Source organism: Streptomyces albidicamelliae (assembly GCF_025642175.1).
GTDB classification, from domain to species: domain Bacteria; phylum Actinomycetota; class Actinomycetes; order Streptomycetales; family Streptomycetaceae; genus Streptomyces; species Streptomyces albidocamelliae.
Genome location: NZ_CP106795.1, coordinates 8,294,682 through 8,320,976, shown reverse-complemented (window position 1 = coordinate 8,320,976; position 26,295 = coordinate 8,294,682). Strand labels below are relative to the sequence as shown.

Here is a 26,295-nt window from a genome sequence, read left to right as displayed (position 1 = left end):
AGCCGGCAAAGATCGTTTCCCACACCGTTGACAGCCAGACACTCCCCCGCCCCTCAAAGGTGCGCGGGCCGTTCAAGGGCGGCCCGGGCATCCCGCTGGGGTGAGGCCGAGCCGCCGCTCGGCCTCACCCCTCTCGTCGCGGGCCCTGCGCCCACTGGTCAGCCGGTGTGCAGGGCGGTGTACTCGGCGGCCAGTTCGTCCGCCATGCGTGTCACGGAGAACCGCTCGGCGACCAGCTTCCTGCCCGCGGCCGCGTAACGGCGCCGGTCGTCGGCGGAGGTGGCGGCGACCCGCCGCAGGCCCCGCATCAGGCCCGCCTGGCCGGATGTGTCCATCAGGAGGCCGTTGACCTGGTCGCGGAGGTAGTGCGCGACTCCCCCGCGGCGCGGACCGGCGACGGGAAGGCCGGCGTCCATCGCCTCCAGGACCGCTATCCCGAACTCCTCCTTCGCGCTCGGGCAGACGTACCAGCAGCAGGCGTCGGCCGTGCGCTGTGCCAGGGCACGCTGCAGTCGGCGTACCTCGGTGTTCGGCAGGGCCGGCAGCAGCGCCAGGCGGCGCGCGGCCTGCGGGTACGGGGCGAGGAGGGTGTCGATGCGGCGGCGGATGTCGTCCTCCACGGCGGTGCCGGTGCCGGGGCTGCCGCCGATGAGGACGAGGGTCGTGGTGTGGTGGGCGCCCGTCGCCAGCCAGGACCGGACCAGGAGGTCCTGCTGCTTGACCGGGTGCAGCCGGCCCACGCACAGCAGCACGGGAAGTCCGCGGTCCCGGGGGTCGAGGGCGTCGGGGCGTGTTCCGTCCCGGTAGAGCCGCTTCAGCGCCTCGCGCCGCCGGTCGTCCTCGTCGGGTGCGGGCCGGTAGGGAGCGATGCCTTCGGGCGGGGCGCTGGGTCCGCGTCCTTCGTTGAGCCGGGCGAGGCCGGGGAAGTGGCGGACGAGTTCGCGGGTGCCGCCGCGTCCGGGTATACCGACGACCGTGTCCGCGCGCTCGACGAGCCGGTCGGCCAGGAAGACCCGGTGCAGATCGTGCCGGAGGGCGTCCGCCGCGGTGGGGTCGGCGGGATCGCTCGCGGCGTGGCGTTCGGCGAGTCCGCGGTGCGGGTCGGGTGTGGCCGTGAAGACCAGCGCGGCGCCCAGGCGCTCGGCGGCGTCGGCGAGGGCCAGGCTGCCGTCGTCGGCGTATCTGACGTGCAGGACGTCCAGGGGCCGTGGCATGGCGCCGAGCAGGCGGACCGCCCACCAGGTGAGTGCGGGGCGGTGGCGGTGCATCTCAACCTGAGCCGGGGCCGAGGGGGCGTCCACGGGGAGTCGCAGGACCCAGTGCCTGGGGGCGCGTTCGTGGGCAAGCCGGTCGTCGGCGGCGAGGTCCTCGTGCCCGGCGGTCACGACGGTGATGACGCCGGATATCCCGTCGGTCGCGGCCAGCCGGTCGCCGAGGCCGCCCAGCAGCACCGCCAGTCCACCGCTCATCCCCTCCCCCGGGGTGTCCAGGCCGCCCAGCAGCATGCTCTGGGCGACCAGCCGGCCTGCGGGCCCCTGCCTCTCCGGGCCGAACGCGGGTACCGGGGGCGCCAGCAGAAGCCGTTCGTAGGCGTCCGCGGCCTGGGAAGGATGGGGCAAATAGGTGGGGCCGCCGGGGAGTTGACGCAGGTACCGCCAGGCGGAGTGGCGTACGGCCCGATGCGTGGTGGTGCGCGCGAGCGACGCGCTCTCGACCGGGGTGAGGGGATGCAGGCCGGCGGCCACCGCGAGGTCCAGCAGGTGGCCGGCGACCGGTCCGTCGCGGGACTCGCCGAGCATGGCGTGCAGAACCTCCTCGGCGTGCCGGGGACCGTGCCAGCGAACGGTCTCCGGCCACAGCTCCGTCAGCACGGCCATGAGGCGGGGGTCGCCCTCCCGGTGGGCGAGCAGGGCCTCCGGCGTCAGCGGTACGCCCAGCCGGGCGGCGCGACGCAGTCCCGCCACGGCCCTGTCCCGGCGGTCCACCTCGGGTCCCTCGCCGGGCGGGACGGCCCGCGGCCGCAGCCCGTACTCGGCTTCCAGCAGGTTCGCCAGTTCACCCTGCGCGTCCGGAAGACGTCTGTCGTGTCTCGGTTCGGGGAGGTGCGCGGTCCAGCCGGAGCCGTTGAAGAACGCGGTGCGGGCGGCCACCAAGGGGTCGCGGATTTCGTGGCCCGTTCCTCCCGGCCGTGCGGGGCCGTGAGCCGCCGAGGGGGGTGCGAAAGCGGTGCCGACCACGGGTTCTCCTGTCTCAGGGACGGCGCTGACCTCCGTGGTTCGCGGGGTTTCGGCCTTCTGGATGCACCTGCCTCCAGTGTTGATCGCCACACCGTCCGACCTGCCCGAACGTGGCTACGATGCGCTGGCCCGGGTCTGCTGGACAGCGGGCGGAAGATGCCTTGGCCGAGGGGGTCGCATGCCGCGTGTCGTTGTCGTCAGTCCCCCGTTCGTGTCCCACGCACGACCGCTGTCGGTCCTGGCCGCGGCTCTGCGCCGGCGCGGTGCGGACGTGTACTTCGCCTGCGCTCCGGCGTTCGAGCACCTGGCGCGGGAGGCCGGGGTGGGCTTCGAGCCGCTGTCCGTGACGCGGAATGCCAACACCGGGGTGGCCGAGGCGACCGAGCAGGATGCCCGGGAGGCGGCCCGGCTGGCGGAGTTCCTGGACGCCACCAGGGAGGGTGCCGTGTCGGCGCTGCTGGCCCAGGGCCGCCATCGGCGGGCTGACATGCTGGCCGACCCGGACGGGGTGCTCGACGCGCTGCGCTCGGCCGACCGGCGGCTGCGTCCCGACTGGTACGTCGTGGACCAGCTCAGCTACCCGGTCACCCTGGCCCTGCACTGTCTGGGCGTGCCCTACGCGACCTTCTGCCCCGGACATCCCAGCTATGTGCTCTCCGGCCCCGACGCCTACTTCGGCGTCCCCTACGCCTGGCCCGACGCACTGCGGCCCAATCCGGAGCGGCTGCGGGAACTGAGGGCCGCGGCGCGGCAGAACGACGAGGCCTTCACCGCCCTGTTCGCGGCCTTCGCCCGGCGGCACGCGCCCTCCCGGCCGGCTCCGGGCCGGGCCTTCGCCCTCAGCTCGCCGCACGCCGTCGTCTACGCCTACCCGGCGTTCCGCTGGCTGCCGACGCCTCCGCCGGGCCCGGTGCGCCTGTTCGCCGGGCACATGGCCGCAGTCCCGGACCCCTTCGACGCGGAGTGGGACGCGCACCTGAAAACGCTGCGTTCGAGCGGCGAGAGGGTCGTCCTCGTCGCGCTCGGTACGTTCCTGTCCGCGCGCGACGACGTCCTGCGCACTGTCGTCACGGGGCTGCTCGACGGCATGCCGGACGTGTCGATCGTCGTCGCGGCCGGAGAACGGGCCGCCGCGCTGGCCGATCTCGCGGGCGAACGGGCCGTGGTGGTGCCGTCGGTGCCCCAGTGCGCGCTGCTGGAGCAGGTAGACGCGATGGTGCACCACGGTGGCAGCAACTCCTTCACCGAATGCCTGCGGGCGGGCGTGCCCGCGGTGGTGCTGCCGTTCTCCAGCGATCAGTTCTCGGTGGCCCGGGACGCGGAGCGCGCCGGTGCCGGTGTGGTGCTCGACCCGAACACGCTGTCGCCGGCCGACGTCCCTGCGGCGCTCAGGACGCTGCGGCGGACGGTGAGCCCGCGCATGCCCGAACTGGCCGCGGCGGTACGGCGGCGGGGGCCCGGGTGGGCGGCCGGAGAGCTGCTGGCGGCCATGGGCCGGCGGAACTCGACGGACTGATCCCCGGTGCCGTCGTGCCGGGGTAGGTCAGCGGGGCCACGTGCCGGGTGCGGACAGGGGCACCGGCGGGCCGAAGACCACCGGGAGGCCGGGAGCGTACAGAACGCTCACGGGCTCGCCCTGCGGCCTCGACAGCCCGGCCGCCGCGACCAGGTCGTCCTCCCAGCCCAGCAGGGTGCACCTGCGGAAGGACCAGGCGGGGTGTGCGTTGGGCAGGTAGTAGGTGCGACCGAGGAACCGCTCGTGCAGCCCCCAGCGCTGGGTGAGGAACTCCTCCAGCGGCGTGGCCGCCACCGGCTCGTCCGCCACATCCAGCCACACCCGTGCCCCGGCTCGTGCACCCTGGCGCCGACCCGTGCGGTACAGCAGCCGGCTGTCGAACCACTGGCTGTGGATGCGGGACCACCGGTAGGGCAGGCCGAACGCGCCGCGGGCCGTCAGTACGGGCAGCAGCCGGTCGCAGTCGAGCGAACGGAACACCACCCCGCGCCGTCCCGTGGCGTCGCGGCTGTACAGGCGGACGTTGACCTCGCCGAAGCTCCCCAGGTACGGCAGGGCAGGCGTCCGGCCGAAGGCGAGGTCGTCCATGCGGAAGAAGACCAGGCCGACGTACGCCCGGCCCTGGTGGAGGTCGGGCACGGTGCCGGCCGGCAGCAGCCGGGCCACCTCGAACGGGTCGGCGGGCCAGTGCAGGAACACCAGGTCCCGCCAGCGCTGCCGGAACAGCACGCGCCGCACCGTACGGGGAGCCAGCGGGGTCAACGCCTCCGCGGGCCGGGCGCGGTGGGACGAGGGGCCGTACGGGAGACATCTTCTCGGCATGTCCGCCCTACCGCACCACTTCGAGCGCCGCACCGCTGCCGGGACGCACAAGTCTCGCCCCCTCGGAGAGCGCCCGCACGATGACGTCCACTGCGTCCGGAACGGGCAATCCCCGTGGCAGCGGCGGCGCTTGGCCCGCGACGGCGCGCCCGGCGAAGCCCGTGTCCATGTGGGGCAGGTTGATCTCGAGCACGGTCACGCCCTGGCGTCGCTGCTCGCGACGGACCGCCGTCAGCCAGGTGGCCAGCGCGGCCTTGGCGGCGGCGTAGTCCGCCATCCGGGCCGGTGCTGCCTCGGCGACGATCCCGGTGACGGCCGCGAGGACGCCTCCTTCGGGCAACCGGTCCCCGGCGGCCCGCAGGAACGCCATGGGGGCCAGCGCGTTCACCGCCATCAGGTGTTCGGACACCGCGTCCTCCACCTCCCCGGCAGGCCCGAAGGCCGCGACTCCGACGCATACGACGACGCCGTCCAGGCCGCCCAGTTCCGCCGCCGCCCAGTCGACGGTCTTGGCACAGGAGTAGGCGTCCCAGGCGTCGAAGGTGCGGGCGGGAGCGTGCTCGCACGCCGCCGAGACACGGGTGAGGGCCTCGCGGTCACGTCCGGCCAGTGCCGTGCGGGCACCGAGGGCGTGCAGCCGTACGGCGAGCGCCGCCCCGATCTCCCCGGTGGCACCCGGCACCAGAATCCGTGCACCTCGTAGGTCCATGTCCCGCCTCGCGTTCCGTGCCGACGACCTCGCAGTACGTGTCTGGTTCGCTGGTCGGCCGTCCGCCGGATGCAGACGCGGGCACACCGGGTAGGGGTCGCCGTAGTAACCGCCGCGGAGGCGGAGCACTCGGACGCCGTCGGCGATGCGCGGCTGGTTGATCATGCTCACGTCGGTGGGGGCCTCGGGGTGGTGCTTGGCGTCGAAGTCTGCGGTGCCTTCGAGGACCGGCTGACCTCGGACGATCTTGATGACGTCGACGTGGATGGTGATCCACTCACACTCGCTGTACCGGTTGGCCGTGATGCGGTTGATGGAACAGGAAGCATCGGCCAGCCCACGTCGCCCGCAGGGCGCCAGCGGGCTAGTGAATGTAACTACTAGTATGTACAGTAGGTGCATGAGCACCTCGGAACGCCTGATCGAATCCACCCGTGAACTGCTGTGGGAGCGCGGGTACGTGGGCACGAGCCCCAAGGCGATCCTGGAGCGCGCGGGCGCGGGCCAGGGCAGTATGTACCACCATTTCAAAGGCAAGCCGGATCTCGCCCTGGCGGCGATCCGGCGCACCGCCGAGGAGTTGCGCGCCGCCGCCGAACGGGTCCTCGGCGGACCGGGCACCCCGTACGAGCGGATCGAGGCGTATCTGCTGCGCGAGCGTGACGTGCTGCGCGGCTGCCCGGTCGGCCGGCTGACCATGGATCCGGACGTGATCGCCAGCGACGAGCTGCGCGCGCCGGTGGACGAGACGATCGCGTGCATCCGGGAGCGGATCGCCGCGATCGTCGACGAGGGCAAACGGCACGGGCAGTTCGCGCCGGAACTGGACGGCGAGGAGATCGGCGCGGCCGTGGTCGCCACGGTCCAGGGCGGCTACGTCCTCGCCCGCGCCTCCGGCTCCCCCGCGGCCTTCGACGCCGGGGTCCGCGGCCTGCTCTCCCTGCTCGCACCCCGGACTCACGGACAGGAGAACTGAGGCACGTGCACATCACCAGACGGCGCCCCGACACGCAGCAGGGCCCATCGCAGAACTTCACCGGCACGGTCTGGCTGGACGAGATCGCCGCGCCCGCCGCCCCGTGCCGGCTGCGCATGTTCAACGTCCACTTCGCACCCGGCGCCCACACGGCCTGGCACCGGCATCCGCACGGGCAGGTGCTGCACGTCCTGGAGGGAGAGGGGCTCGTGCGGCGCAAGGGCGGTGACGTCGAGGAGATCCGCGCGGGCGACACGGTGTGGATCGAGCCGGGCGAGTGGCACTGGCACGGTGCCGGGCCGCGCACCTTCATGAGCCACCTGGCGGTCGTGGAGGCCGCCGCGGACGGCACGACGACCGAGTGGCACGAGCACGTGCACGACTACCCCGCCTGAGAAGGGAACCGGGATTGCACGCCATGCAGTACGAGTTCACCCTGCCCACGGACTACGACATGGGCGTCATCCGCTCGCGTGTCGCCCGCGTCGGGCATCTGCTGGACGACTGGGAGGGCCTCGGCATCAAAACGTACGTGCTGCGCGAGCGCGGGGTGCACGGCTCGCCGGTCAACCAGTACGGGCCGTTCTACCTGTGGAACACCGCCGAGGGCATGAACAGGTTCCTGTGGGGTGGCGCCTTCCAGGGACCTGTCGACGACTTCGGGCGACCGGCGGTCCGGCAGTGGACGGGTCTGGCGTTCGAGGAGGGCGCCGCGACCGGATCCGCGCCCGGCTTCGCCCTGCGCCGGCGCCAAGCGGTGCCTGACGGCGTGGAGTTGGCCGCGTTCATGGCGGAGACCGCGGCCGAGACGGCGCGGCTGGCCGCGGAGGACGGTGCGGTACTGGCGGCGGCAGCCGTGGACACGCACGCATGGGAGGTCGTGCACTTCTCCCTCTGGGAGCACGCCGCGCCCGAGCGCGACGGGGACCTCTTCCAGGTGCTGCACCTGTCCGCCCCCGGCCGGGACCGGCTCACGCGCGGCCGGCAGTGGTGAGCCGCGTCCGCACCGTCCTCGGTGACGTCCGACCCGGGGAACTGGGGGTGTGCGACGCGCACGACCATCTCTTCCTGCGCAGCCCGCAGTTGCCCGGCCAAGAGCTGGACGACGCCTCGGCGGCACGGGCCGAGCTGGTCGCATTCCGGGCGGCGGGCGGGGCGGCCGTCGTGCAGTGGACGCCGTACGGAATGGGGCGGCGGACGGCGGACCTGCCGACGCTTTCACGGGCCACCGGTGTGCGGCTGGTCTGCGCCACGGGACTGCACCAGGCCGCGCACTACCCGGCGCAGATGCTGCAGGGGCTGCGCGGCCGGCTGGCCGAGGTGTTCGTCGCGGAGCTGACCGAGGGCATCGGGACCACCGGTGTCCGGGCAGGTCTGATCAAGGTGGCGGGCGGCTTCCACGCGCTCGACGCGCACGCCCGCTGGACCATGGCGGCGGCGGCCGAGGCCCATCACGCCACCGGTGCGCCCATCGCCGTCCACCTGGAGCTGGGCACCGGAGCGCTCGACGTACTCGACCTGCTGTGCGACGAGTTGGAGGTGCCGGGAGACCGGATCGTCCTCGGCCATCTGAACCGTTTCCCCGATCCGGTGGTGCAGCGGCAGGCCGCCGCGTCGGGCTGCTGGCTGGCCTTCGACGGGCCGTCCCGCGCCCATCACGCCACGGACTGGTGGATGCCGGAGGCGCTACGGGCGCTGGCGGACGCGGGATTCGCGGACCGGCTGCTGCTCGGCGGGGACACGGTGGTCGCCGGGGCCCGTTCGGTGAACGGCGGCCCCGGGATGCCGTACCTGCTGCGCCGTGTGCGGCCGCGGCTGACGCAGGTGCTGGGCACGCAGCTGGTCGACCGCATCCTCGGAGTCCATCCGGGGCAGGCCTTCGCGGTCGACTGGAAGTGAGCAGGCGGTGGCCCGATCCTGCGGTTCCGTGGCCCTTGCGGCCATTGGCGGCTCCGGCGGCCCGCCGGAGAATGGGGGGCGACGGCCGCCCGCCCGACCCCGAGGAGACGACACCGCCATGGCCCTGGAGATGCGTGACCGCTGCGAGCGCTGTACGGCAGCCCCCTTGCCGCCCGACGGCCCGGCCCGCATCTGCTCGTACGAGTGCACCTTCTGCGAGGCATGCGGCGCGGCCCTGGGGCAGGTCTGCCCCAACTGCGGCGGCGAACTGGTCACCCGCCCCCGCCGGACGGCCGGGGTGGCCTGACCGTACGTCCGGCAGCCCGAGCCCGTGCACACACCGCCGAGCGGCCACCTGGACCCGTGTGTCGCCGCCCACCGAAGGGATGACGATGAGCCACCGGCGGCGACTTGTCCTTCACCCCGCAAAAGGCGCCCGCTGCATTTGGTCGTCGGTGAGCGTCTGCCGGGTGTCGTCGGCGCTCGGTGCCTGGGCTCGTCCCTGAGCGAAGGGCCCGGGTAGGAGACTGCTGAGCCGGTCAGGGGATGCGGAGGGTGGCTCCGTAGCTGTCGGTCTGCCGGAGAGCCGCCGCGTCCTGTGCCGGCGCCGGCCAGGCACGGATGAGGTACCACTCCGTGATCTCGTCCGGGGCGAGGTCGGTGGCGGTGTCACGGCCGCGCGCGTGAATACGCAGCCGGTAGTCGCCAGGACCGTCGAAGGAGAGCACGGGCAGTTCCTCGTCCAGATCGTCCATCAAGCCCCGCACCATCAGACCGCCCGACACAGAATGCAGGGACACCTCAACGATCTCGTCCCAGCCGGTGACATGGGTGTCCGGAGCGCGGAGGTGCAGGGTGACGGTGACGTCGACGTCGCCCGTGTGGATGCCGGTGTGGACGGTGGCAATGCCGTCCTGCACCTCGATGAGCCCGTTGTGCTCGCGGGGCAGGTCCGGGCCGGCGGGGCCGTCCTCGTCGCTGATCTGAAACTGGTGGTACTGCACGGGCACGGGCCCGCGTCCGTGCCCGGCCTGGTCGCTCATGACGTCTCCCATGTGTTCGGCGCTCCGGTCAGGGCTTGATCGGCACGAAGTGGATCCGGACGTGGCACGTCGTCGCCGCGTCGGCCCGCCAGGCGCCAGAGGTCTGCGGGGAGGCAAAGGATCTGGGGAGGACGGCAATCGTGAGGAACAGGTGCAGACGGCCGGTACGCCGAACGGCCCTACCAGTTGGTCAGGTCGACGAGGAGGTCGCAATGCGGGTCGTCCGGCGACGGCTGTCGGTACTGGTCCTCCTCGACGAGGGAGGGCAGGGACGCGATCAGCGCGGTGGCGGGCATCTCGGTGAGGCGGATGTCGGCGCCCACGATGCCGGGACGGTCAGTGCGCTGTAGGTACAGGCGCAGCAGCCCGTCGCCGTGCATCAGGAAGCCGATCAGGAACGGGTTCTCGTCGTCGCCGGGGCCCGAGAGTGCCCGCACGGCGGTAAGCGCCCGGCCCTGTTCGGGCTCCGGGTCCGGAGTGATCTCCTGCGGGCGCAAGCGGATGAGGGCCATCCCCATGACCTCATCCACATCGCTGCTGCTGTGGAGCTGGGGTCCGGTCAGGACCGTACGCAGCAGGCCGGGCACGTAGTACGGGGTCACGGCGTCGTTGGGGATCTCGTAGAGGAAGTCCCGGGCGTTCTCGTCGTCCCCGGCACGGATGGCGATGCGGACAGCACCCGGTGCGGGCAGGACGCCGCGCAGGCGGCAGTACTCGACGATTGGAGCGTTCAGGAAGTACAGCAGGCGGCGGGTGACGTCCGCCTGCTGCTCGCGGTCCTCAGGGTCGGTCAGGTCAACAGCGGAGAGGGTCGTCACCGGACCAACGTAGCGACTGCCGTCGGCCCCGCGCTGCCGATCCGGCGGCAGGGTGTGTGGGCGACACCGGCACCGCATGAGCGTGCTCATCCACCGGGCCGTGGGCCTGACGGGCGACCGGACCGGCCGGTGATCCCCAGGCGCATCGCGCCGCTGTTCTCCCTCCTTCTCGCCGACGACGACCGGCTGGGCGGCCTGAAAGCAGACCTGGTCAGGGCGTTCGCGGCCGACTTCGTCCTCAGCTACCAGCATCTGGAGGACTCCCAGCAGTGGTTCGGCCAAATCAGGGGTGTGGCTACGAAGCACGGCTTCGCCGCGACCCCCAAGGAGTACAAGAAGTACCGTGATACACACCCCGAAATCGCACGGCGCTCTCAGCTGAAGTGGATGTCGCTCAGGTCGATCGAGACCATGACCTGATCGAGGAGTGGGTAGCCATCGGCGTTGCGGCGGTAGGCCCGGCGCTTGGTGGGCAGCACGATGCCGTCCGCGTCGACACAGTCGTAGACGTACTGCGCGGCGGCAAATCCGCCCGCCACATCGACGTGGTAGTCGTGTCGGCGCAGCAGCCGGTCGGGGCCGAAGTAGAAGTCCTGGTGGGTGCTGTGGCTGGCGATCTCGGGTGGGAACGTCGCGCGCAGTCCTCGCCACAGTTCGTCTCCTTCCTGCCACGGCTCGATCTCGGTGACCGTAAAGCCGGGCATGGCGAGCAGGAACGGCGTGGTGAGGTAGGTCCACAGGGCATAGCCGTTGAAGTAGGCGCGGTCCAGCGGGTCCCAGGGGGTCTCCAGAGCGTGGCCGCTGAAGGATGAACGCGGGTCCTCGCGTGCGGCCACCACTCGCCCGTCGAGCTTGTCGATGCTCACACGTCCGGGCGTGAAGTCGGTCTTCTGGTCCGGGGCGCCGAAGGGACTGACGGAGGCGTGCTCCTCATGGAGGAGCACGGTCATCTCGCGGGGCGCGGGATCCTGCGGCAGGCCTTTCACGGTGAACAGATGACCGCCGCTGACAAGGGTGGCTCGCGCCTGGGTCAGTCGGCGCCAGCGTGTGTTCCCTCCGTGGGCGTCGATCGCCTCGGTGAGTAGTTCGGTCATGTCAGGTCTCCTGAGGTGCGGCGACCGCGGAAGGCGTGAGGACTCAACGCTAAGGGATGCTGCGGCGGCCGGCTTGACACCACCCGGGGAGCGGCTCGCTCGGTACATCCATGAGCCGCCAACCCGGACGTTTTTGCCCCCTTTATGGAGGAGGGGGGTTGGCGTAAAGGTGACTTGACGCCTGGTGGACAGGGCAGACTGCTGACCTCGGCCTTTGATGGCACCACGCTGTCCTCCCATGAGAGACATGAACAACAGGTGGCGCCGCCGGATCCGCCCTCCCCGGCCTCGGCACACGGTGGCAGCCGCCGCCCTCGTTGCGCTCGTGGCCGGACTGACCGCCGCCCCCGGCGCCGCTCAGGACCTCGGCCCGGGCGCCGGGCGAACGGAAGCCGCCGCGCAGACCGGAGCGGTCCGGTCGCCGCTCGTCTCCCGGCATCGGCTCACACTGATCACTGGCGACCGCGTCACGCTGGAGACGGACACCTCGGGCAAGCAGAGTGTGTCGGTCGAGCCCGCGAAGGGCCGCGAACGAGTCGCGTTCATCAAGCGCCAGGCCGGTCGCGACTGGACGGTCATACCCGCCGACACGCTCCCGCTGCTCGCGACGGGCCGCCTCGACAAGGCGCTGTTCAACGTCTCCGCCCTGGTCCGGGGCAAGTACGCGCAGCGGGCGAGCCTGCCGCTGATCGTTGAGTTGACCGGTGACGCGGGCACCGCCCGGCGACAGCTGACCGCCGCCGGTGCCGACGCCGTCCGCCCCATCGGCGGGACCCCCTTCGCGACCCTCGGCGAACACCACGCGGACGCCGCCGGGTTCTGGAAGGGCATCGCCCCCGCCCGGGTGGACGCCACGTCCTTCGGAGCGGGTGTGCGCCGCATCTGGCTGGACGGGCACTCCAGGATCGGGCTCGACAGCACGGTACCGCGCATCGGCGCCGCGCACGCCTGGGAGGAGGGCTACACCGGCACCGGCGTCAAGGTCGCCGTGCTCGACACCGGTTACGACCCCCATCACCCGGACCTCAAAGGCCTCGTCACCGAGTCCGCGAACTTCACCACCGAGCCGAACACCGACGACCTGAACGGCCACGGCACCCACGTGACCTCCACGGTCGCCGGTTCCGGTGCGGCCTCGGACGGCAAGTACAAAGGTGTGGCACCGGGCGTCCAGATCCTGTCCGGCAAGGTGTGCACCGCGGACGGCACCTGCGACAACTCGAACGTCGTCGAGGGCCTGGCCTGGGCCGCGCAGCACGGCGCCAGGGTGATCAACCTCAGCCTGGGCGACACGAACACGCCGGAGACCGACGCCCTCGAGGCCATGGTCCACACCGTGTCCCGCGACTACGGCACACTGGTCGTGGCCGCGGCCGGCAACAGCGGTCCCGACAAGGTTTCCTCACCCGCCTCCGACGACCGGGCGCTGGCCGTCGGCGCGGCCGAAGAGGACGACGACCTCGCCGCCTTCAGCTCGGTCGGCCCGCGGGTGGGCGACTCCGGCCTCAAGCCGGACGTCATCGCGCCCGGCGTCAACGTCGTCGCCGCACAGGCAGGCGGCACCACCACCGACGATGGCTATGTCGCGATGAGCGGCACCTCCATGGCCACGCCCCACGTGACCGGAGCCGCCGCCATCCTGTTCCAGCAGCACCCCGACTGGACGGCGGAGCAGGTCAAGCGCCAGCTGATGCAGTCGGCGACCGGCGCCAAGGAGCACGGCGCCTACTTCCAGGGCGCCGGACGCGTCGACGTCGCCCGGGCGGTCGACCAGGACGTCACCGCCGACACCACCGCACTGGACTTCGGGCAGATCCGCTGGACGGACGGCAAGCGGCCTCCGGTGACCAAGACCATCACTTACCGCAACCCGGGCGCGGCGCCGGTCACTCTCCAGTTGAAGGACAACCCGAGCAGCGGCAAGAAGGACGTGCCCGCTCCGGCCGGCGTGTTCCGGCTCAGCGCCGGCTCGGTCACCGTGCCCGCGCACGGAACGGCGGACGTCACCCTCACCGCGACGCCGGAGGCCACGACCACGTACGCCGCCTACAGCGGCGTGGTGAGCGCGACCTCGGCGGACGGCCAGGTCTCGGTGCGCGTCCCGTTCGGCATGGACGTCGAGCAGCCGTCCTACGACCTGCGCATCGACATGAAGAGCCGCACGGGCGGCGCCCCCGACAACGCCTACCTGCTGGTCAACTCGGCCGACGGCAGGGCGTACGACGTCGAGGCGCTCGGCAAGAGCAGCACGGTGGTGCGACTGCCGAAGGGCACCTACTCGGTGAGCGGCTTCTACTTCGACGCCTCCTTCACCGAGGGGACCATCGTCGGTGTGCCGAAGGTCGTGATGAGCACCGACCGGCAGGTGACCATCGACGCCCGGAAGGCGAAACCCGTCACGGTGTCGGCACCGAGCCGCTCCGCGCGCATCATGTCGGCCGAGATCGGCACGATCAGCATGGCCGACCAGCTTCTCTCGGTCACCATGTACAACGCGATCGGCACGGACCACATCGACGGCGTGTACGCGGTGCCGACGGCCCGGGACAAGGAATCGAAGTTCACATACCTCGTCACCAGTGTCTGGGGCGACCCGGCCGGCCCCGACGGGAATCCATCATCGGTCTACTACCTCACGCGACCGGTGCACGGCGCGATCCCGGCGGACCCCGCCTATCACCCCCGCAAGTCGGAGCTGGCCCGGGTGAACACCACGTTCGCCGCGACCGCGCCCGGCACCACGGCCACGCGCATCGTGTGGACGTACGTCGACCACGTCCGCTTCAGCGGACGGGCGATGGAGGGGATCCCGGTCCCGACGCGCCGCGTCGACTACTTCTCGGCGGCCGACGGCCTGCGCTGGCAGACAGCCTTCGACCAGAACAGCTTCCTCGACCCGGACGCACACGGGCAGAGCTACCTGAGCGACCTGCACGGCTACAGGGCAGGCTCCCAGATCGAGGAGCGCTGGAACGGCGGGATCCAGGCCGTGGGCCTCTCGGACCAGATGGCCGCCTTCCGCGAGGGTGACACGATGTACCGGCCCTTCCAGTCGGCCGCCAACGGCAACCTCGATCTGGTGGCCGACACCACGGCCGGGCTGCCCAGGGTGGAGCTGCGCCGCAACGGCGAGCTGGTCTCCCAGGACTGGAGCATGAGCGACGTCCCGGCGGACGCCACCCCCGCCGACTACCGTCTGACGGTCGAGCACGACCGTGACATGGCCCCCAGCTCCGTCTCCACGAGTGTGCGGGCGGAATGGCGGTTCCGGTCGCAGACCACGGCGACCCGGCAGGCGCTGCCGCTGTACGCGGTCCGTATGTCGCCGAAGCTGGACGAGTGGAACCGGGCCGAGGCCGGCCGCAGGCTCGACATCCCGGTCCTGATCCAGCGGACGGCCGGCGCCCCGGCTTCGCCCGTCCGCGTCTTCACCACCGAGGTCTCCTTCGACGAGGGGAAGACCTGGCATTCGGTGCGGATCAAGGGCTCCGGCATGGAGCGCACCGTGACCGTGGAGCACCCGCGCGGCGCCGCGGGCGGCTCGGTCAGCCTGCGCGTCCACGTCGAGGACGCGGCGGGCAACTCCTTCAAGGAGACCGTCATCAAGGGCTACCTGCTCAAGTAGCCGCCTTCGCGGAGCAGCCACTTCCTCGAACAACCGCTTCCGCGAGTAGTGCAGCCCGGCCGCAGCGGCCGGACGGTCGAGGACAGGGCCCGCCGGACACATCCGGTGGGCTCTGTTCGTGTGCGGTGCGGGTGTCCGCCGTACTCAGAGCCAGTCGCGGCGGGCCGCGTGCCAGCCCAGCTGCATACGGGTCGCGACGCCCGCCAGGCTCATCAGGCCCTGGATGCGCCGCTGGACGGTGCGCTTGCTGACCCGCAGCTGTCCGGCTATCGCCTCGTCCGTCATGCCGGCGACCATCAGGGAGAGCAGGTGCCGGTCCTCCCCGACCGGCGAGGCGGCATCCGGGGTGCCGGCGCCGCCGATCTGGCCCTCCTCTGTCACCCGGAGCGGGGCGCCGATCTCCCAGTGGTGTTCGAACAGGGCGATGAGCGCGTCCAGCAGGCTGCTCTCCCGCACCACCGCGGCCTGTAGTTCCCGGGGGTTGCGGGATGTGCCCGAGGCGGCCAGCGGCAGGATGGCCACCGAGCGGTCGGCGATCGCCATCCGCAGCGGCAGCAGAGGCACCGCCCGGGCGACCTCTCCGGCGCGTACGCCCTTGACGACGTAGTCCACCGCGTCGGGGCAGTCAAAGTACGCCTGCTCGTACAGGGCCCTGTAGAGCACGCCCCGGTCCAGTGCGTCGAACTCCTCCTGATTGCTCTCCGGGGACATGGCCACGTACTGGGCCTTCACGAACCACATCATCTCGCGGTCGGTGCCGTGCTGGAGCTGGCGCAGATGCTGGCGCAGCGCCGCCGCGCCGGTGATGATCTCGACGGCCTCGCCCGTGCTCCGGGCCCATGCGCTGCGGCGGTGTGTCTCCGCCAGTTCGTAGACGGCGGCCCGGGTCTGTTCCAGGGCGTCGAAGTGGCGTTGGAGCCGGGGCATGAGGGCCACCTGCGGCGGCACGGCCGTGAACCATTCGGGACTGTCCTCGGCCGCCGACGCCAGTCCCTTGTGCTCCAGCGCGCGCAGCAGCAGCCGCGCGGTCACGACGTCGAGGTCCGAGCGGCCGGAGATGTCCTGAGCGGACGCAGTCCCGGTGGCGACCAGAAGGCGGTAGACCTCACTCTCGTCGGCCGTCAGGCCCACCGTCTCCAGCATGTCGCCACCTTTCTAGTATTCGGGCCGCCTCCGCCCGGGTTTCCGCGGGGGGAACGCGGTCGTCCCGGCGGATGATTCCACCAACCCCTGCGACCAGGCACCACGACGGTTGTCGCCGGCTGGTTCACCGTGACGGGGAGGTGCCGTCAGCATCCGGCGGACCCCGGGCGGGGCCGCTCGAGTGTCACGGACTATGGGCCATGGGGTGGTGAGGTGCGCACAGCGGCGGTTCGGCGCCACTGGGCAGACGCACCGCCGTCAGCCTGCCCCAGCGCTGTTCGCCGACCGGGCGGGATATCCCCACGCCCCGCGCACGCAGTTCCCCGAGCTGATCGTCGAGGTCGCGTCCTGGCTGTAGAGGATGACGTGGGCGACGTTGATCATGCCGGACCTGCGTTCCGCCGAGGAGGGGCCGTTCGGTCTACGGGGTCTGGAGGGCCTTGGCGAGGGACCACGGGCACCCCGCCAGGTCCCGGGAGTCGATTGGCGTGGTCGTTTTCCCAGTATCACCCGGCATGGTTTGATGTTCAAACCACCCCTTGTGTGGGTTGCGCCATGCCCACGCTGCTTCGGTTCCAAAGCACCCTCGGGCGCCCGCCGCAGTCGTCCTGGTGGGCGTCTGGGCACCCTGTCGGCCCGGCTGGTGCAGGCCGTAGGGGCGTCAGCCCGCAGCTAGGCCACCCGCGGCTGGGCCGGGGTCGACGGGCTCGCCGCGGCCGCCGGGCCCGCGCTCGTGCCCGTCGTCACCGTGCCTGACCACCCGCTGCTCTCGCAGTGTCAGCGCCGCTTCCGTTGTCCGGGCGGTGAGCCGCCCCGTTCGCGATCCTGCTGGCCGGCGGCAACTGCAACGACGGCACCCAACTGCTGCCCCAGGACGTACGGATCACGTCTGATCCGACCCTGAATCCCACCACACGTGAGACAGTTCAGGCCGGAGACGACGAGGAGGATGCGAAGCATGTCCACGTGGAACGGATTCGGCACCACGTATCGGGGCTTCAGTCACCCGAATCGTGACGGCAGCCACCACGCCACCCAGTGGGCCGTGCTGTTTTTTCTGCCGGTGATCCCCTTGCGTCGGCATCGCCTGACCGTCGGCGACTCGTCCTACACACAGTATGGGAACGGCAGTACCTCGGTCACCCACTACGCGGTGCACGAGGAGACGCCGCTCGTCGGCGGGGAGATACTGCGCACATATCTGACCTGGTGGGTCATCGGCCCGCTGATCGTTTTCGGGCCCCCCGCACTGGTGCTGTGGCTCGTCGGCGACGGCATCGGATTCATGACCTATTTCCTCCTCCTGGCCGGCTGCGTCGCCTGGTGCCTCTGGGCGGGCGCGGCTATGGAGAAGCGCAACCGCAGGGAGCGCGCGCTGCCTCCGGGGTAGCCCCTCCCTTCTCCGCTACAACGGCTTACGCGATGAGCCGCGTTGTCAGTGTGTGATCAGGCAGCATGCGAGTTTGAGGAACGCTTCGTGGATGTCTGCTCTGCGTTCCCATCGGGTTAACGTTCCTGTGCTTGAGGCCGGGACAGCCGGGCGATGTCCTCGTCACAAAACTCGTGGCCCCCGGCTCGCAGTTGGGCGGCAGTGGCGTCGATGTGGCGAGTCGCCCGCAGGACCAGGTGTTCAGAGTGTACGGGGGACGTGGGAAGGCGTCCGGGGGGTGCGGCGGGCCGGGGAGGTCGGTGCTTGCCGGCCGGGTAGCACCGCCCTCCCCCTCAGGCACTTGTGCGCACGTGCTCAGAGCGGTGGTCAGGCCGCCCAAACTCCCGAGTTCGCCGCCGTCGAACCGAAGTCGAAGTAGAAGTGCGTGCCGTCCCGGACGTCCGTCGCGACGACGGTCCACTGGCCCGCTGGGGCGGTCTTGTACGAACCCTGGCAGTACGAGCCGCCGGAGCTAGGAAGCCAGCACACCGCGATGCTTGTGGTCGTGTTGGGCTTGATGTTGATGTCGGCGCAGTTGGTGGTGGCCGTCAGGTACGGGCCACCCTGTGGGTACCAGCGGTTCCCCGCGGGCTTGGAGTACGACTTCGCACTGCCGTAGCAGGAGAGCGGCCCCGTCTCCCCGCTGGTCTGGGCCTGGGCGGCCGGCGCGGCGGCGAGGACGCCGCCAAGCAGCAGCGTCGAGAATAAGGACGCGGTGACAGCCTTCCCGATGCTCATGTTTTCCCCTCGTGTAGTGCCGGGTTCCCCGGTCGGTTCCCTGGCGGCAGCGGCCCGGGCGGCCCCGTGGCTTCGGCCCCAGCACCGCCATCACAGGATGCTGCGGGACACCCCCTGTGATGCACAGGGCCAATATCGGTCATGTCCTTGTCATATTGCACGAGTCGGGTGGGGCGCCTGTCGAGTCGAATGAACAGCGTCACCGCAGGGTTCGGTCGCGCGCGGACGCCGAGGCGGTCGTAGTGCTCCCAGAACCGGACGCGAGCACCAGCCGTGAGCGCGGCGGCCGCCCCCGGCCGGGCCCGGCCCTGTACTGAGCCGGAAGCGTCCACCGGACGGCGGCCCGCACCTGCCTGCGGCGTCGTCGGCGCTGCTGGTACTGGTGGGCCGGGGCTGGACGGCCTCGCCTGGCCCATCACTCGGCGGCCGCGTGTCAGCGTGGCGAACGGCATGGCCGCAGCGGGCATCAGGCGGCCCCGGCACCGCGAGCACGGAGCTGGGGCCACGGTGCCGACTGGTCTGGGGTCGGGGCTGCGCCGGCGGTGGGCGCTCAGGCTGAGGGCGAGTCCATGGGCGAACGGGTGCCGCAACGGAGGCATGGTCAGGATGAGTCCTGTCCCGGCGGGAAGGCCCTCGCCCCACGTGGTCGGATCGCGCAACACCAGGTAGCCACGGCGGTCGGCACGGCGTAGAGGCGCCACGTCCGTCCGGGGCCAGGAAGCGTCGGTCAGTGGGTGCTCCTGCCGACATGACAGCTCCATGGCCGTGGCGCTCGACCGGACACGGCTCGTTGGGGCGGGAAGGGCGGGAAGATTGAGCGAGTACGGGCGGAGTTCAGGCGTAGGCGTCCTCGATGGCGACTCGGCGCACTGTGCGCAGCGTTGACCGGAGGCTGTCCAGATCGGTCGAGCCCAGGGCGAGGCGGATCGCCTGTGGTGTGTGTGCCGAGGTGGTGAACGGCTCTGCCGTGGTGACCGAGATGAGGTGGCGCGAAAGGGTGGCGGTGAGGCGGTCGGCGCGTGCATCGTCGGGCAGTGGCAGCCAGGTGAAGTAGGACGAGGGGTGACCGACGAGCGGGAGGCCCGCCAGCTCTTGTCTTGCGAGTGCCTGGCGCGTCTTGGCGTCGTCTCGTTTCTCCGCTTCCAGATGGTTCACCGTGCCGTCGTCGAGCCAGCGGCAGGCGATGGCGGTGGTGAGGGCGGGGGTGTTCCAGATGGTCGCCCGGATGGCGCGTTCGAGGGACGGAATCGTGGACGGCGGGGCGACGACGAAACCGACCCGCAGGCCGGTGGCGATGCTCTTGGACAGTCCCGAGACGTAGACAGTGATGTCCGGTGCGGTGGCGGCCAGAGGCGGTGGAGGGTCCTCGACCAGGTAGGCGTATGAGGCGTCCTCGATGATGAGCGGACCGTGCTGTCGGGCGATCCTGATCAGACGAGTGCGGTCTGTTGCCGGCATGACCCAGCCCAGGGGGTTGTGCAAAGTGGGCATGGTGTAGATCGCGCGCACCGGGCGGGTCGCGCACAGCTTCTCCAGGGCGTCGAGATCCGGCCCGTCGGTGGTGGTGGGGATGGGCTCCAGATCGAGATGGAAGGCGTGCGCGAGCACCTTGAACCCGGGGTAGGTGAGTGCGTCGACCGCGACGACGTCGCCGGCGCTCAGGGTGGCCATGACGCTGATGGCCAGGCCGTGCTGGGCGCCGTTGGTGATGAGGATCCGATCCGCGTCGGTGGTGATCCCCCGGCGTCCGAGGTGTCGGGCGATGGAGGTTCTGTCCTGGGGGCGCCCTCGGTGCGGCTGGTAGCGCAGCAGAGAGTCGAGATCGCCGGAGGTGGCCACCTCCCGCAGAACCTGGCGCAGGAGGTCGGCCTGGCCGGGAAGCGACGGGTAGTTGAAGTTCAGGTCGACCACGTCTGTGGCGACTGCCTGCTGATCGATGCCGTGACCGGCGGAGACCGCGATGTCGCGGACGAACGTGCCCCGGCCCTGTTCCCGGCTCACCAGGCCCATCGCTTCCAGTTCGGCGTACACCCGGGTCGCGGTCACCACGGCGATGCCCTCCTGGGCAGCGAGAGCGCGGTGGGTCGGCAGCCGCAACCCCGGGGCGAGCCGCCCGGCCCGGATGTCGGCTGCGAGCGCGTCGACCAGCTTCTTGTATCGCGGGGATGCCATGCGCCGGATTGTATCCATGACAATTCTTTGACTGTCGTGCCGACGGCTTCCTACCGTCGAATCCCACTCAGGTGGCCACCGCCCCAGCGGCGGTGGACACCTCCGGAAAGGACAGCCGCCGTGCACATCGCCATCCTCACCTTCGAGGGCTACAACGAGCTCGACTCCCTGATCGCGCTCGGTGTGCTCAACCGCATCAAGAGCGACGACTGGCGTGTCACCATCGCCACCCCCAGCCCCAAGGTGACGTCGATGAACGGGGTGGTCATCGAGCAGATGTCCACGCTGGAGGAGGCGTGCGCCGCCGACGCCGTCATCGTGGGCAGCGGCATCGCCACCCGAGAGGTCACCGAAGACCCGGCGATCATGAACATCCTGCGGGGCTTGGACCCCTCGCGCCAGCTCATCGCGGCGCAGTGCTCCGGGGCGCTCGTGCTGGCCAGGCTCGGCCTGCTCGACGACATCCCCGCCTGCACCGACCTGGTCACCAAGCCGTGGGTCGTCGCCGCCGGCGTCGAGGTCCTCAACCAGCCCTTCTACGCCAAGGACAACATCGCCACCGCCGGCGGATGCCTGGCCTCGCACTACCTGGCCGCCTGGATCATCACCCGTCTCCAGGGCCAGGACGCCGCCGAAGGTGCGCTGCACTACGTCGCCCCGGTCGGCGAGAAGGAGGAATACATCCAGCGCGCCTGGCGCAACATCACCCCGTACCTGCCCGCTCCGGCCCCGGCGCTCGTCTGACCCACCAGCCCGCGAGCTGCGGCCGGCCAGGAAGCCGCGCCATCGGCGGCCTGGCCGACCACCGGCCCCGGAGCGCCGGGAACCGTGCGGACCTGCACGCCGGGATAGAGCTGTACAGGGCGTGAGGGATCTTGCCGAGCCCGGTGATGCGTGCGTCGCCCGCTATGAGGTCGTGCAGGCCACCGTCGTGGCCGTCTCCTCTGTACGGGGTTGGTGTGCGGGATGTCCGGTCGCCGGACGGGTCTGTACGGTCGGGGCGGTGCGGCCTCGCCGGTGCACGATCCGCGGCGGCGGTGCGGGGACCGGATACCGGGCCCAGGTTCACAGCCACCGGCGCCGCCGCTCGTGGACCCCAGCACCGTCCTCGAAAAGGGCCTCGCCGACTGAGGACGACGACGGTACCTCGTATGTGCCCCGTGCTCGAGGCGCCGTTTGGAGACGTTGATGAGAGGGCCGACCGCCGCCACGAAGCCAACCTCGGCGAGTGATCTAAAGGATCATGCAGGTGGTGGTCGCGTGGGCGATCAGTTTGCCCTGGTCGTCCAGCACCTTGCCTTCGGCGGTCGCCGTACGGCGGCCGGCGTGGATGACGGTGCCCTCGGCGGTGAGGGTCTGGCCGTCGGTGCGGGCGGCGCGGATGTAGTTGACCTTGAGTTCGAGGGTGGTGTAGCCGGTGCCGGCGGGGAGGGTGGTGTGGACGGCGCAGCCCATGGCGGAGTCGAGGAGGGTGGCTGCGATGCCGCCGTGGACGGTGCCGAGAGGGTTGGCGAAGTCGGGGCGGGTGTCGAGGGAGATGACGATGCGGCCGTGAGCGACCTCGTCGAAGCGCATGCCGAGCAGGCGGCCGATGGAGGGGATGTCAGTGGGGCGTTCGGTCTGCACCCAGCGCATCAGTTCCAGGCCGGTCATGGCGGTAAGGTCGGTGGTGGTCACGGGGCGTTCTCCTTGCGAGGTGCTGGTGGTGCCGCCCCGAGGGGCGGGGTGTTCATCAGGCGGGGACGTGCTGGGTACGGGTACTGGCAGGAACGTGCTTGTGCCAGGGGGTTCCGGCGATGGGGTCGTGCCAGGTGAGGTCGGTGAGGGTGTTCAGGGCGACGCGGGTGCGTTCGTTGCCGCCGTTGCGGGTGGGCAGGTGGAGGCCGAAGCCACGTTGTGCGGGCTGACGCGCAGGGCGTTCTGCTTGTCTCGCTCGCACCAGGTGTTGTCGCGGAAGATGGTGTTCGCGGTGAACGCCCTGATGCGGTGGGCGGTTGGGGCAGAGCCCGTGCCCCGGGACACGGCTTGGTGCGGTCGGTGAGGTGCTGGTCAGCCGAGCGGGTTGGTGGTGTCGCGCAGGGTGGCCAGGGCCGGTGCGTACATGCGGGCCTTGATGGTGCCGAGGGTGTCGCCGGCCTTGTTCACCTGTGCCTGGGCGATCTCGATCGCGGTGGAGCGCACGGCTTCCTCGGTGACGGCCTGGTCGACGATGCCGGTGGCCGCGGCGTCGGCGCCGCCGTAGCGACGGGCGGTGATCATGGCCTCGTGCGCGGTCTGCGGCGCCAGCCGGGATTGGATGAGGGCGGCCATGCCGGGGGTGAAGGGGATGTTGATGTCCGCTTCGGGCAGGCACCAGTAGCCGCGGTCGGCGCGCATGACGCGGAAGTCGTGAGCGAGGGAGAACATGGCACCGGCGGCGAAGGTGTGCCCCTGCAGCGCCGCCACCGTGATGACCGGCAGCGACAGCATTCGCGCGAACAGCTCATGGACGGTGACCACGTAGTCCTGGTAGTGGTCGGTGTGGGCGGACAGCCAGTCCAGGTCGAGCCCGTTGGAGTAGAACTTGCCGGTGGCGGCGGTGACCAGGGCGCGAGGGCCTTCCGCCTTCTCCACCTCGTCGAGCGCGGCGCTGACGGCGGTGAGCCAGTCGGGGTGGAAGCGGTTCTCTCCGTCTCCCAGGTCGAGGACGAAGACGTTGTCCTGACGGTCGAGTGAGGGCATGGCGACTCCTTCGGGCTGAGCTGACGTGGACAAGCGACTGCGGGCTACGGCCGGGGCCCGGATGCGGCACCGGGGCGGTCGCGCAGGGCGTGGAGGAGCAGGTCGTGGATCTCGGCGGCGGCTGCCTCGATCGGGGCGGTGCTCCGTTCGGCACGGCACATGATCACCGCGCCTTCGACGGCGGCGATCATGAAGGCACCGAGTCGGCGGCTGCGTTCCTCGGTCAGTCCGTGCCGGACGAGAAAAGCAGCGAGGGCCTCCTGCCAGCGGGCGAAGACTGCGGCGGCCGAGCGGGCAAGCTGGGGTGCATCGTCGTTGGTCTCCACGGCCACCGCCACGATCGGGCAGCCGGCCCGGAAGCCGCTCTCCACGAGCCGGTCCCGCCACAGCCGGAAAAACGCGTCGACGGCCGCCACCGGGTCATCCACCTGCATAGCGGTGTCGATCAGCCCTGTGAGGAAGTCCGCCGCCAGTGCCAGCGCCTCCTCGATGAGCTGCGCCCGCCCGCCCGGGAAGTGGTGGTACACCGAGCCCCGGGGGGCTCCGCTGTGGGCGAGTACCCGGTCGATGCTGGTGGCGCTCGCACCGTATTCACGCAGCAGAGCTGCAGCACTGAGGACCATCCGGTCACGGCTCTCACTCTTGCGCGGGCTCATCTGCTCACCAGCTTCCCCGGGGCCATACGGCCCACCAAATGGTCTACCTGCCAGTAACTTAAGGTGTATGGCATAGAACATGCAAGAGGAAAGCCTGTCGGCGTCAGACCACGGCCGCCTGCCGCGCTTCCAGCGTCCCCTCCAGCCTGTCTCGGTGGCACTACGTGGCGAGGCGGGAGCTGCGCCGGGGTGGCGGGACCTCGTGATTTAGTGGACAGGTGTCCAGCTATCCTGGACACCTGTCCATGAAGGGGAGGGCTCGCTGCTCATGGAAATCGTGGCGAACGTGCTGGTCGGACTGGTGGCCGTGTTGCACATGTACATCCTGGTGCTGGAGATGTTCCTGTGGCAGCGGAAGCCGGGGCGGGGGTTGCACGGGTTCGACCCGGAGACGGCCCGGGCGACCGCTCCGCTGGCCGCGAACCAGGGCCTCTACAACGGCTTCCTCGCGGCCGGACTGGTGTGGGGGCTTCTCGCCGCCGACCCGACCGGCTTCCGGGTCGAGGTGTTCTTCCTGTCCTGTGTGGTGGTGGCGGGCGTGTTCGGCGCCACCACGGCCAACCGCCGCATTCTGTTCGCCCAGGCGCTGCCCGGCGCGCTCGCGCTGGCCGCCGTCCTCGCCGCGCGATGAGCCGGGCGCCGTACGAGGACCCGAGGGCGGCGCGCACCCGCGCCAGGCTGCGCGCCGCCCTGCTCGCCGAGTGCGCCGAGCGACCGCCGACGGAGGTCGCCGTGGCCGCGCTGGTGCGCCGGGCCGGGGTGGGCCGGGCCACGTTCTATGTGCACTACGACGGCATCGAGGCGCTGGCGGTCGACGCGTGCGCGGACGTCGTACGGCAGGCGGTGGACGCGCTGCACGCCTGGCGGGGGCGACCCGATCCGGTCCACGCCCCGCCCGCGCTGCGGGAGTTCTTCACCGGTCTGGCCCCGCACGCGGCCCTGTACCGGTCGCTGCTCGCGCCGGGCGGCGGCGGGCCGCTCGGCCGGGTGCTGCACCGGGACCTGCGGGCCCGCAGCCTCGAGGAGCGCGAACTGGCCGGCGCGGCTGACGCCCCGCTGGTCGCGTCGGCGGTGGCGGCGACCTTCGCGGGTGTCCTCGCGGACTGGTTGCACGGACTGCTGCGGGCCGCGCCGGAGGAAGTCGCGGACCAGGTCTGGCAGTTGCTGGTCGCACTGCACCGGAGCCGGTGAGGAAGCGGAGCTTTCCAGCCGGCTCACCGGCACCCGTGCGCCGTCCGTCCACACCTGACCGGTCACTTGCAGGCGACCTCCCGCGCCGCCCGGGGCCAGGCCTCCACTCCTGAGGACGTGCGGACGTAGGCGGTGTCCCGGTTCCTCCGTCAGCCACAGGTGCCGCTCACGGTAGTGGTACCCGGTGTCGCGGGCGCCCGCGGGCATGCGGACCTGCTTGCGGTACGACGCTGAGCAGCCCGTCACGGGCGAGCACACCTTCGGGATCACGGACGTACGTGCGGCCGCCCGCCCAGGGTGAGGAAGCGGAGCTTTCCAGCCGGCTCACCGGCACCCGTGCGCCGTCGGTCCACACCTCCCAGCCCTGGGCGGCCGACAGTTCGGCGGGATCGCAGGCGGCGTTCGTCTCCGGCGGGCCCCAACCGGGGCGGTCCTTCTGGTCCTTGGCCACCACGACGGCCACCTTGGTGCGGCCCTTGACGTCGGCGGAGTACAGCGCCCGGTCGGCCTCCCGACGCTCGGCCCGGTAGCCGTGGTCGGGCTGCACGGGCTGGAACATGTCGGAGTAGAGCTCAACCCCTCCTCGGGCGTGTCACCGCCCTCCGACCCTGACCATCCGTCGGGTCCGCCGCCCCATCCGTCGGGCCCGCCGCCCTCGAAGATCTCCCCGCCGCACGCCAGTACCCGGCCCTCGGCGCCGAAGGCCAGCCGCAGGGCCACCCGCACCCCCGTGCTGTCGCTCGCATCCCACCGCCGCCACGGCCGCAGCAGGCGAGTGACGAGGAGCTGGTGCGCGCACGAGAGGTGCGCTGATGGAACAATTCGCGCGGGGCCCGGACGTCTTCGGCATCCCCAGCGACGAGACGGGGGCTGTCGGGTTCGGGACTGCGCAGCAGGGAGGCGGCGGCACAGACGGCGGCCCTGGTGAGTGAAGGAACCAGCTCGAGGACGGCCCGGAAACGCCGTGCGACACGTGACGCAGCACGGAGCATGACGCACGCGTCCGTCGGCCCTCCTGCTCGCCATCCCGAGACGACCGCCGCGGCCCTGGTTCTGCTCGGATCCCGACCTCGCCCACGGCCGCGGACAGCCGGTCCAGCACGGGATGAAGGTCGCCGGGCGCGCCGATGAAGGTTCGGGTCACGTGGGCAGGGAGGGCATGCCGGAGTCGCTGGGCTGCTCGGCGTTCCATGCTCTCCAACCCTGGAGCGCAGTGGCGGTCCCGGTAGCGGGCCAGGTGACCACGAACCTGGTGAGGCTCGCGTCGCGGGTGTCCTCGGTGGCGAACTGCAGTGCGGTGACGACGCCGTAGTTGCCTCCGCAGCCTCCGCACAGGGCCCAGAACAGGTCGTCCTCGGGGATGGTGCGTCGGGGCGGACTCGGCGGATGCGGCCGGGGGGATCCAGGATCCGGGCAGGGTGGCTTTGGAGGGATGGGCAAAGAAGACGGGGAAGCTTTGGCCGACTCCCTCACCGGGGCGAGGTGCCGTCTCCGCATCATCTACGC

The 26,295-nt window shown here is 71.2% G+C and carries 26 protein-coding genes; 12 read left to right on the top strand and 14 right to left on the bottom strand.

All coding sequences use genetic code 11. The annotated features are described in order from the left end of the window. Positions 1-158 precede the first annotated feature (158 nt). Positions 159-2,237 carry a glycosyltransferase family 4 protein gene (locus N8I86_RS37710; RefSeq protein ID WP_263279993.1) on the bottom strand — a complete coding sequence of 693 codons (2,079 nt, stop codon included), beginning with the start codon at positions 2,235-2,237 and terminating at the stop codon, positions 159-161. Positions 2,238-2,415: 178 nt separating this feature from the next. On the opposite strand from N8I86_RS37710, the gene N8I86_RS37705 reads away from it, so the two are divergent. Next, positions 2,416-3,753 carry a glycosyltransferase gene (locus N8I86_RS37705; protein ID WP_263279992.1) on the top strand — a complete coding sequence of 446 codons (1,338 nt, stop codon included), beginning with the start codon at positions 2,416-2,418 and terminating at the stop codon, positions 3,751-3,753. 27 nt (positions 3,754-3,780) lie between these two features. On the opposite strand, the gene N8I86_RS37700 is transcribed toward N8I86_RS37705, so the two are convergent. Together N8I86_RS37700 and N8I86_RS37695 are read right to left on the bottom strand one after the other, a co-directional pair. Further along, the gene (locus N8I86_RS37700; protein ID WP_263279991.1) at positions 3,781-4,482 is read right to left on the bottom strand and encodes a YqjF family protein; all 702 of its coding nucleotides are present in this window, start codon (positions 4,480-4,482) and stop codon (positions 3,781-3,783) included. A 100-nt stretch (positions 4,483-4,582) separates the two neighbouring features. Further along, a complete protein-coding gene (locus tag N8I86_RS37695) occupies positions 4,583-5,686 on the bottom strand; it encodes an SDR family NAD(P)-dependent oxidoreductase (RefSeq protein WP_263279990.1) in 1,104 nt (367 codons plus the stop codon). Between N8I86_RS37695 and N8I86_RS37690 the strand changes: the two genes are divergently transcribed. The 5 genes from N8I86_RS37690 to N8I86_RS37670 all read left to right on the top strand — a co-directional run bounded on the left by N8I86_RS37690 (position 5,685) and on the right by N8I86_RS37670 (position 8,466). Next, positions 5,685-6,260: a TetR/AcrR family transcriptional regulator gene (locus N8I86_RS37690; protein ID WP_241841292.1), complete on the top strand. Its 576-nt coding sequence runs from the start codon at positions 5,685-5,687 to the stop codon at positions 6,258-6,260. The genes N8I86_RS37695 and N8I86_RS37690 overlap by 2 nt on opposite strands. Positions 6,261-6,265: 5 nt before the next feature. Then, complete coding sequence (locus tag N8I86_RS37685; RefSeq protein ID WP_263279989.1) at positions 6,266-6,655, top strand: (R)-mandelonitrile lyase; 390 nt, start codon at positions 6,266-6,268, stop codon at positions 6,653-6,655. Positions 6,656-6,669: 14 nt separating this feature from the next. Further along, positions 6,670-7,254 (top strand): DUF4865 family protein, encoded by a 585-nt coding sequence (locus N8I86_RS37680; RefSeq protein ID WP_263279988.1) that lies wholly within the window; start codon positions 6,670-6,672, stop codon positions 7,252-7,254. Then, on the top strand, positions 7,251-8,159 hold the full coding sequence (locus tag N8I86_RS37675; RefSeq protein WP_123441431.1) for a phosphotriesterase family protein: 909 nt from the start codon (positions 7,251-7,253) through the stop codon (positions 8,157-8,159). Before N8I86_RS37680 ends, N8I86_RS37675 begins: the two co-directional genes overlap by 4 nt. A 118-nt stretch (positions 8,160-8,277) precedes the next feature. Then, positions 8,278-8,466 (top strand): DUF1272 domain-containing protein, encoded by a 189-nt coding sequence (locus tag N8I86_RS37670; protein WP_073898676.1) that lies wholly within the window; start codon positions 8,278-8,280, stop codon positions 8,464-8,466. A gap of 232 nt (positions 8,467-8,698) precedes the next feature. Here the strand turns inward: N8I86_RS37670 and N8I86_RS37665 are convergent, their stop codons facing one another. Further along, positions 8,699-9,202, bottom strand: coding sequence for a hypothetical protein (locus tag N8I86_RS37665; RefSeq protein WP_263279987.1), 504 nt, complete (start codon positions 9,200-9,202; stop codon positions 8,699-8,701). Between the two features lie 179 nt (positions 9,203-9,381). Further along, entirely contained in the window at positions 9,382-10,020 is a 639-nt protein-coding gene (locus N8I86_RS37660) for a hypothetical protein (protein ID WP_263279986.1), read from the bottom strand. Positions 10,021-10,149: 129 nt separating this feature from the next. Here N8I86_RS37660 and N8I86_RS37655 point away from each other — a divergent pair, with 129 nt between their 5' ends. After that, entirely contained in the window at positions 10,150-10,440 is a 291-nt protein-coding gene (locus N8I86_RS37655; protein ID WP_263279985.1) for a hypothetical protein, read from the top strand. Here the strand turns inward: N8I86_RS37655 and N8I86_RS37650 are convergent. Beyond that, complete coding sequence (locus N8I86_RS37650) at positions 10,395-11,114, bottom strand: hypothetical protein (protein WP_073898673.1); 720 nt, start codon at positions 11,112-11,114, stop codon at positions 10,395-10,397. The two genes, N8I86_RS37655 and N8I86_RS37650, sit on opposite strands and share 46 nt — an antisense overlap. Before the next feature lie 247 nt (positions 11,115-11,361). Here N8I86_RS37650 and N8I86_RS37645 point away from each other — a divergent pair, with 247 nt between their 5' ends. Next, positions 11,362-14,739, top strand: a complete 3,378-nt coding sequence (locus tag N8I86_RS37645) for a S8 family peptidase (protein ID WP_263279984.1) — start codon at positions 11,362-11,364, stop codon at positions 14,737-14,739. Positions 14,740-14,883: 144 nt separating this feature from the next. Here N8I86_RS37645 and N8I86_RS37640 read toward each other — a convergent pair whose 3' ends face one another. Further along, the gene (locus N8I86_RS37640; RefSeq protein ID WP_073898669.1) at positions 14,884-15,882 is read right to left on the bottom strand and encodes a helix-turn-helix domain-containing protein; all 999 of its coding nucleotides are present in this window, start codon (positions 15,880-15,882) and stop codon (positions 14,884-14,886) included. 958 nt (positions 15,883-16,840) lie between these two features. Between N8I86_RS37640 and N8I86_RS37635 the strand changes: the two genes are divergently transcribed. Next, the gene (locus N8I86_RS37635; RefSeq protein WP_073898667.1) at positions 16,841-17,272 is read left to right on the top strand and encodes a hypothetical protein; all 432 of its coding nucleotides are present in this window, start codon (positions 16,841-16,843) and stop codon (positions 17,270-17,272) included. 366 nt (positions 17,273-17,638) lie between these two features. On the opposite strand, the gene N8I86_RS37630 is transcribed toward N8I86_RS37635, so the two are convergent. Together N8I86_RS37630 and N8I86_RS37625 are read right to left on the bottom strand one after the other, a co-directional pair. Beyond that, positions 17,639-18,049: a hypothetical protein gene (locus tag N8I86_RS37630; protein ID WP_263279983.1), complete on the bottom strand. Its 411-nt coding sequence runs from the start codon at positions 18,047-18,049 to the stop codon at positions 17,639-17,641. Positions 18,050-18,883: 834 nt separating this feature from the next. Then, complete coding sequence (locus tag N8I86_RS37625) at positions 18,884-20,221, bottom strand: aminotransferase-like domain-containing protein (RefSeq protein WP_263279982.1); 1,338 nt, start codon at positions 20,219-20,221, stop codon at positions 18,884-18,886. 120 nt (positions 20,222-20,341) lie between these two features. Between N8I86_RS37625 and N8I86_RS37620 the strand changes: the two genes are divergently transcribed. Continuing rightward, on the top strand, positions 20,342-20,965 hold the full coding sequence (locus tag N8I86_RS37620; protein ID WP_263279981.1) for a DJ-1/PfpI family protein: 624 nt from the start codon (positions 20,342-20,344) through the stop codon (positions 20,963-20,965). 489 nt (positions 20,966-21,454) lie between these two features. Here the strand turns inward: N8I86_RS37620 and N8I86_RS37615 are convergent, their stop codons facing one another. The 3 genes from N8I86_RS37615 to N8I86_RS37605 form a co-directional block, all read right to left on the bottom strand. Further along, positions 21,455-21,898, bottom strand: coding sequence for a PaaI family thioesterase (locus N8I86_RS37615; RefSeq protein ID WP_263279980.1), 444 nt, complete (start codon positions 21,896-21,898; stop codon positions 21,455-21,457). A gap of 372 nt (positions 21,899-22,270) precedes the next feature. After that, positions 22,271-22,942: an enoyl-CoA hydratase-related protein gene (locus N8I86_RS37610; protein ID WP_073898657.1), complete on the bottom strand. Its 672-nt coding sequence runs from the start codon at positions 22,940-22,942 to the stop codon at positions 22,271-22,273. A 44-nt stretch (positions 22,943-22,986) separates the two neighbouring features. Continuing rightward, positions 22,987-23,598 (bottom strand): TetR/AcrR family transcriptional regulator, encoded by a 612-nt coding sequence (locus tag N8I86_RS37605; RefSeq protein WP_263279979.1) that lies wholly within the window; start codon positions 23,596-23,598, stop codon positions 22,987-22,989. A 268-nt stretch (positions 23,599-23,866) separates the two neighbouring features. On the opposite strand from N8I86_RS37605, the gene N8I86_RS37600 reads away from it, so the two are divergent. After that, positions 23,867-24,229, top strand: coding sequence for a DUF1304 domain-containing protein (locus N8I86_RS37600; protein ID WP_263279978.1), 363 nt, complete (start codon positions 23,867-23,869; stop codon positions 24,227-24,229). Beyond that, a complete protein-coding gene (locus N8I86_RS37595; protein ID WP_263279977.1) occupies positions 24,226-24,789 on the top strand; it encodes a TetR/AcrR family transcriptional regulator in 564 nt (187 codons plus the stop codon). The genes N8I86_RS37600 and N8I86_RS37595 overlap by 4 nt, the downstream gene beginning before the upstream one ends. 166 nt (positions 24,790-24,955) lie before the next feature. On the opposite strand, the gene N8I86_RS37590 is transcribed toward N8I86_RS37595, so the two are convergent. Continuing rightward, entirely contained in the window at positions 24,956-25,336 is a 381-nt protein-coding gene (locus tag N8I86_RS37590; protein ID WP_198960496.1) for a hypothetical protein, read from the bottom strand. Between the two features lie 593 nt (positions 25,337-25,929). After that, entirely contained in the window at positions 25,930-26,229 is a 300-nt protein-coding gene (locus N8I86_RS37585) for a hypothetical protein (RefSeq protein ID WP_263279976.1), read from the bottom strand. Positions 26,230-26,295: the final 66 nt, after the last annotated feature.

Bases quoted from the DNA above. Each gene is read 5' to 3' on its own strand.
- N8I86_RS37695 (WP_263279990.1), bottom strand. From the start codon at position 5,686: ATGCACCTACTGTACATACTAGTAGTTACATTCACTAGCCCGCTGGCG.
- N8I86_RS37640 (WP_073898669.1), bottom strand. From the start codon at position 15,882: ATGCTGGAGACGGTGGGCCTGACGGCCGACGAGAGTGAGGTCTACCGC.
- N8I86_RS37665 (WP_263279987.1), bottom strand. From the start codon at position 9,202: ATGAGCGACCAGGCCGGGCACGGACGCGGGCCCGTGCCCGTGCAGTAC.
- N8I86_RS37610 (WP_073898657.1), bottom strand. From the start codon at position 22,942: ATGCCCTCACTCGACCGTCAGGACAACGTCTTCGTCCTCGACCTGGGA.
- N8I86_RS37630 (WP_263279983.1), bottom strand. From the start codon at position 18,049: ATGAGCATCGGGAAGGCTGTCACCGCGTCCTTATTCTCGACGCTGCTG.
- N8I86_RS37705 (WP_263279992.1), top strand. From the start codon at position 2,416: ATGCCGCGTGTCGTTGTCGTCAGTCCCCCGTTCGTGTCCCACGCACGA.
- N8I86_RS37625 (WP_263279982.1), bottom strand. From the start codon at position 20,221: ATGGCATCCCCGCGATACAAGAAGCTGGTCGACGCGCTCGCAGCCGAC.
- N8I86_RS37605 (WP_263279979.1), bottom strand. From the start codon at position 23,598: ATGAGCCCGCGCAAGAGTGAGAGCCGTGACCGGATGGTCCTCAGTGCT.
- N8I86_RS37595 (WP_263279977.1), top strand. From the start codon at position 24,226: ATGAGCCGGGCGCCGTACGAGGACCCGAGGGCGGCGCGCACCCGCGCC.
- N8I86_RS37670 (WP_073898676.1), top strand. From the start codon at position 8,278: ATGGCCCTGGAGATGCGTGACCGCTGCGAGCGCTGTACGGCAGCCCCC.
- N8I86_RS37635 (WP_073898667.1), top strand. From the start codon at position 16,841: ATGTCCACGTGGAACGGATTCGGCACCACGTATCGGGGCTTCAGTCAC.
- N8I86_RS37690 (WP_241841292.1), top strand. From the start codon at position 5,685: ATGAGCACCTCGGAACGCCTGATCGAATCCACCCGTGAACTGCTGTGG.
- N8I86_RS37645 (WP_263279984.1), top strand. From the start codon at position 11,362: ATGAACAACAGGTGGCGCCGCCGGATCCGCCCTCCCCGGCCTCGGCAC.
- N8I86_RS37650 (WP_073898673.1), bottom strand. From the start codon at position 11,114: ATGACCGAACTACTCACCGAGGCGATCGACGCCCACGGAGGGAACACA.
- N8I86_RS37600 (WP_263279978.1), top strand. From the start codon at position 23,867: ATGGAAATCGTGGCGAACGTGCTGGTCGGACTGGTGGCCGTGTTGCAC.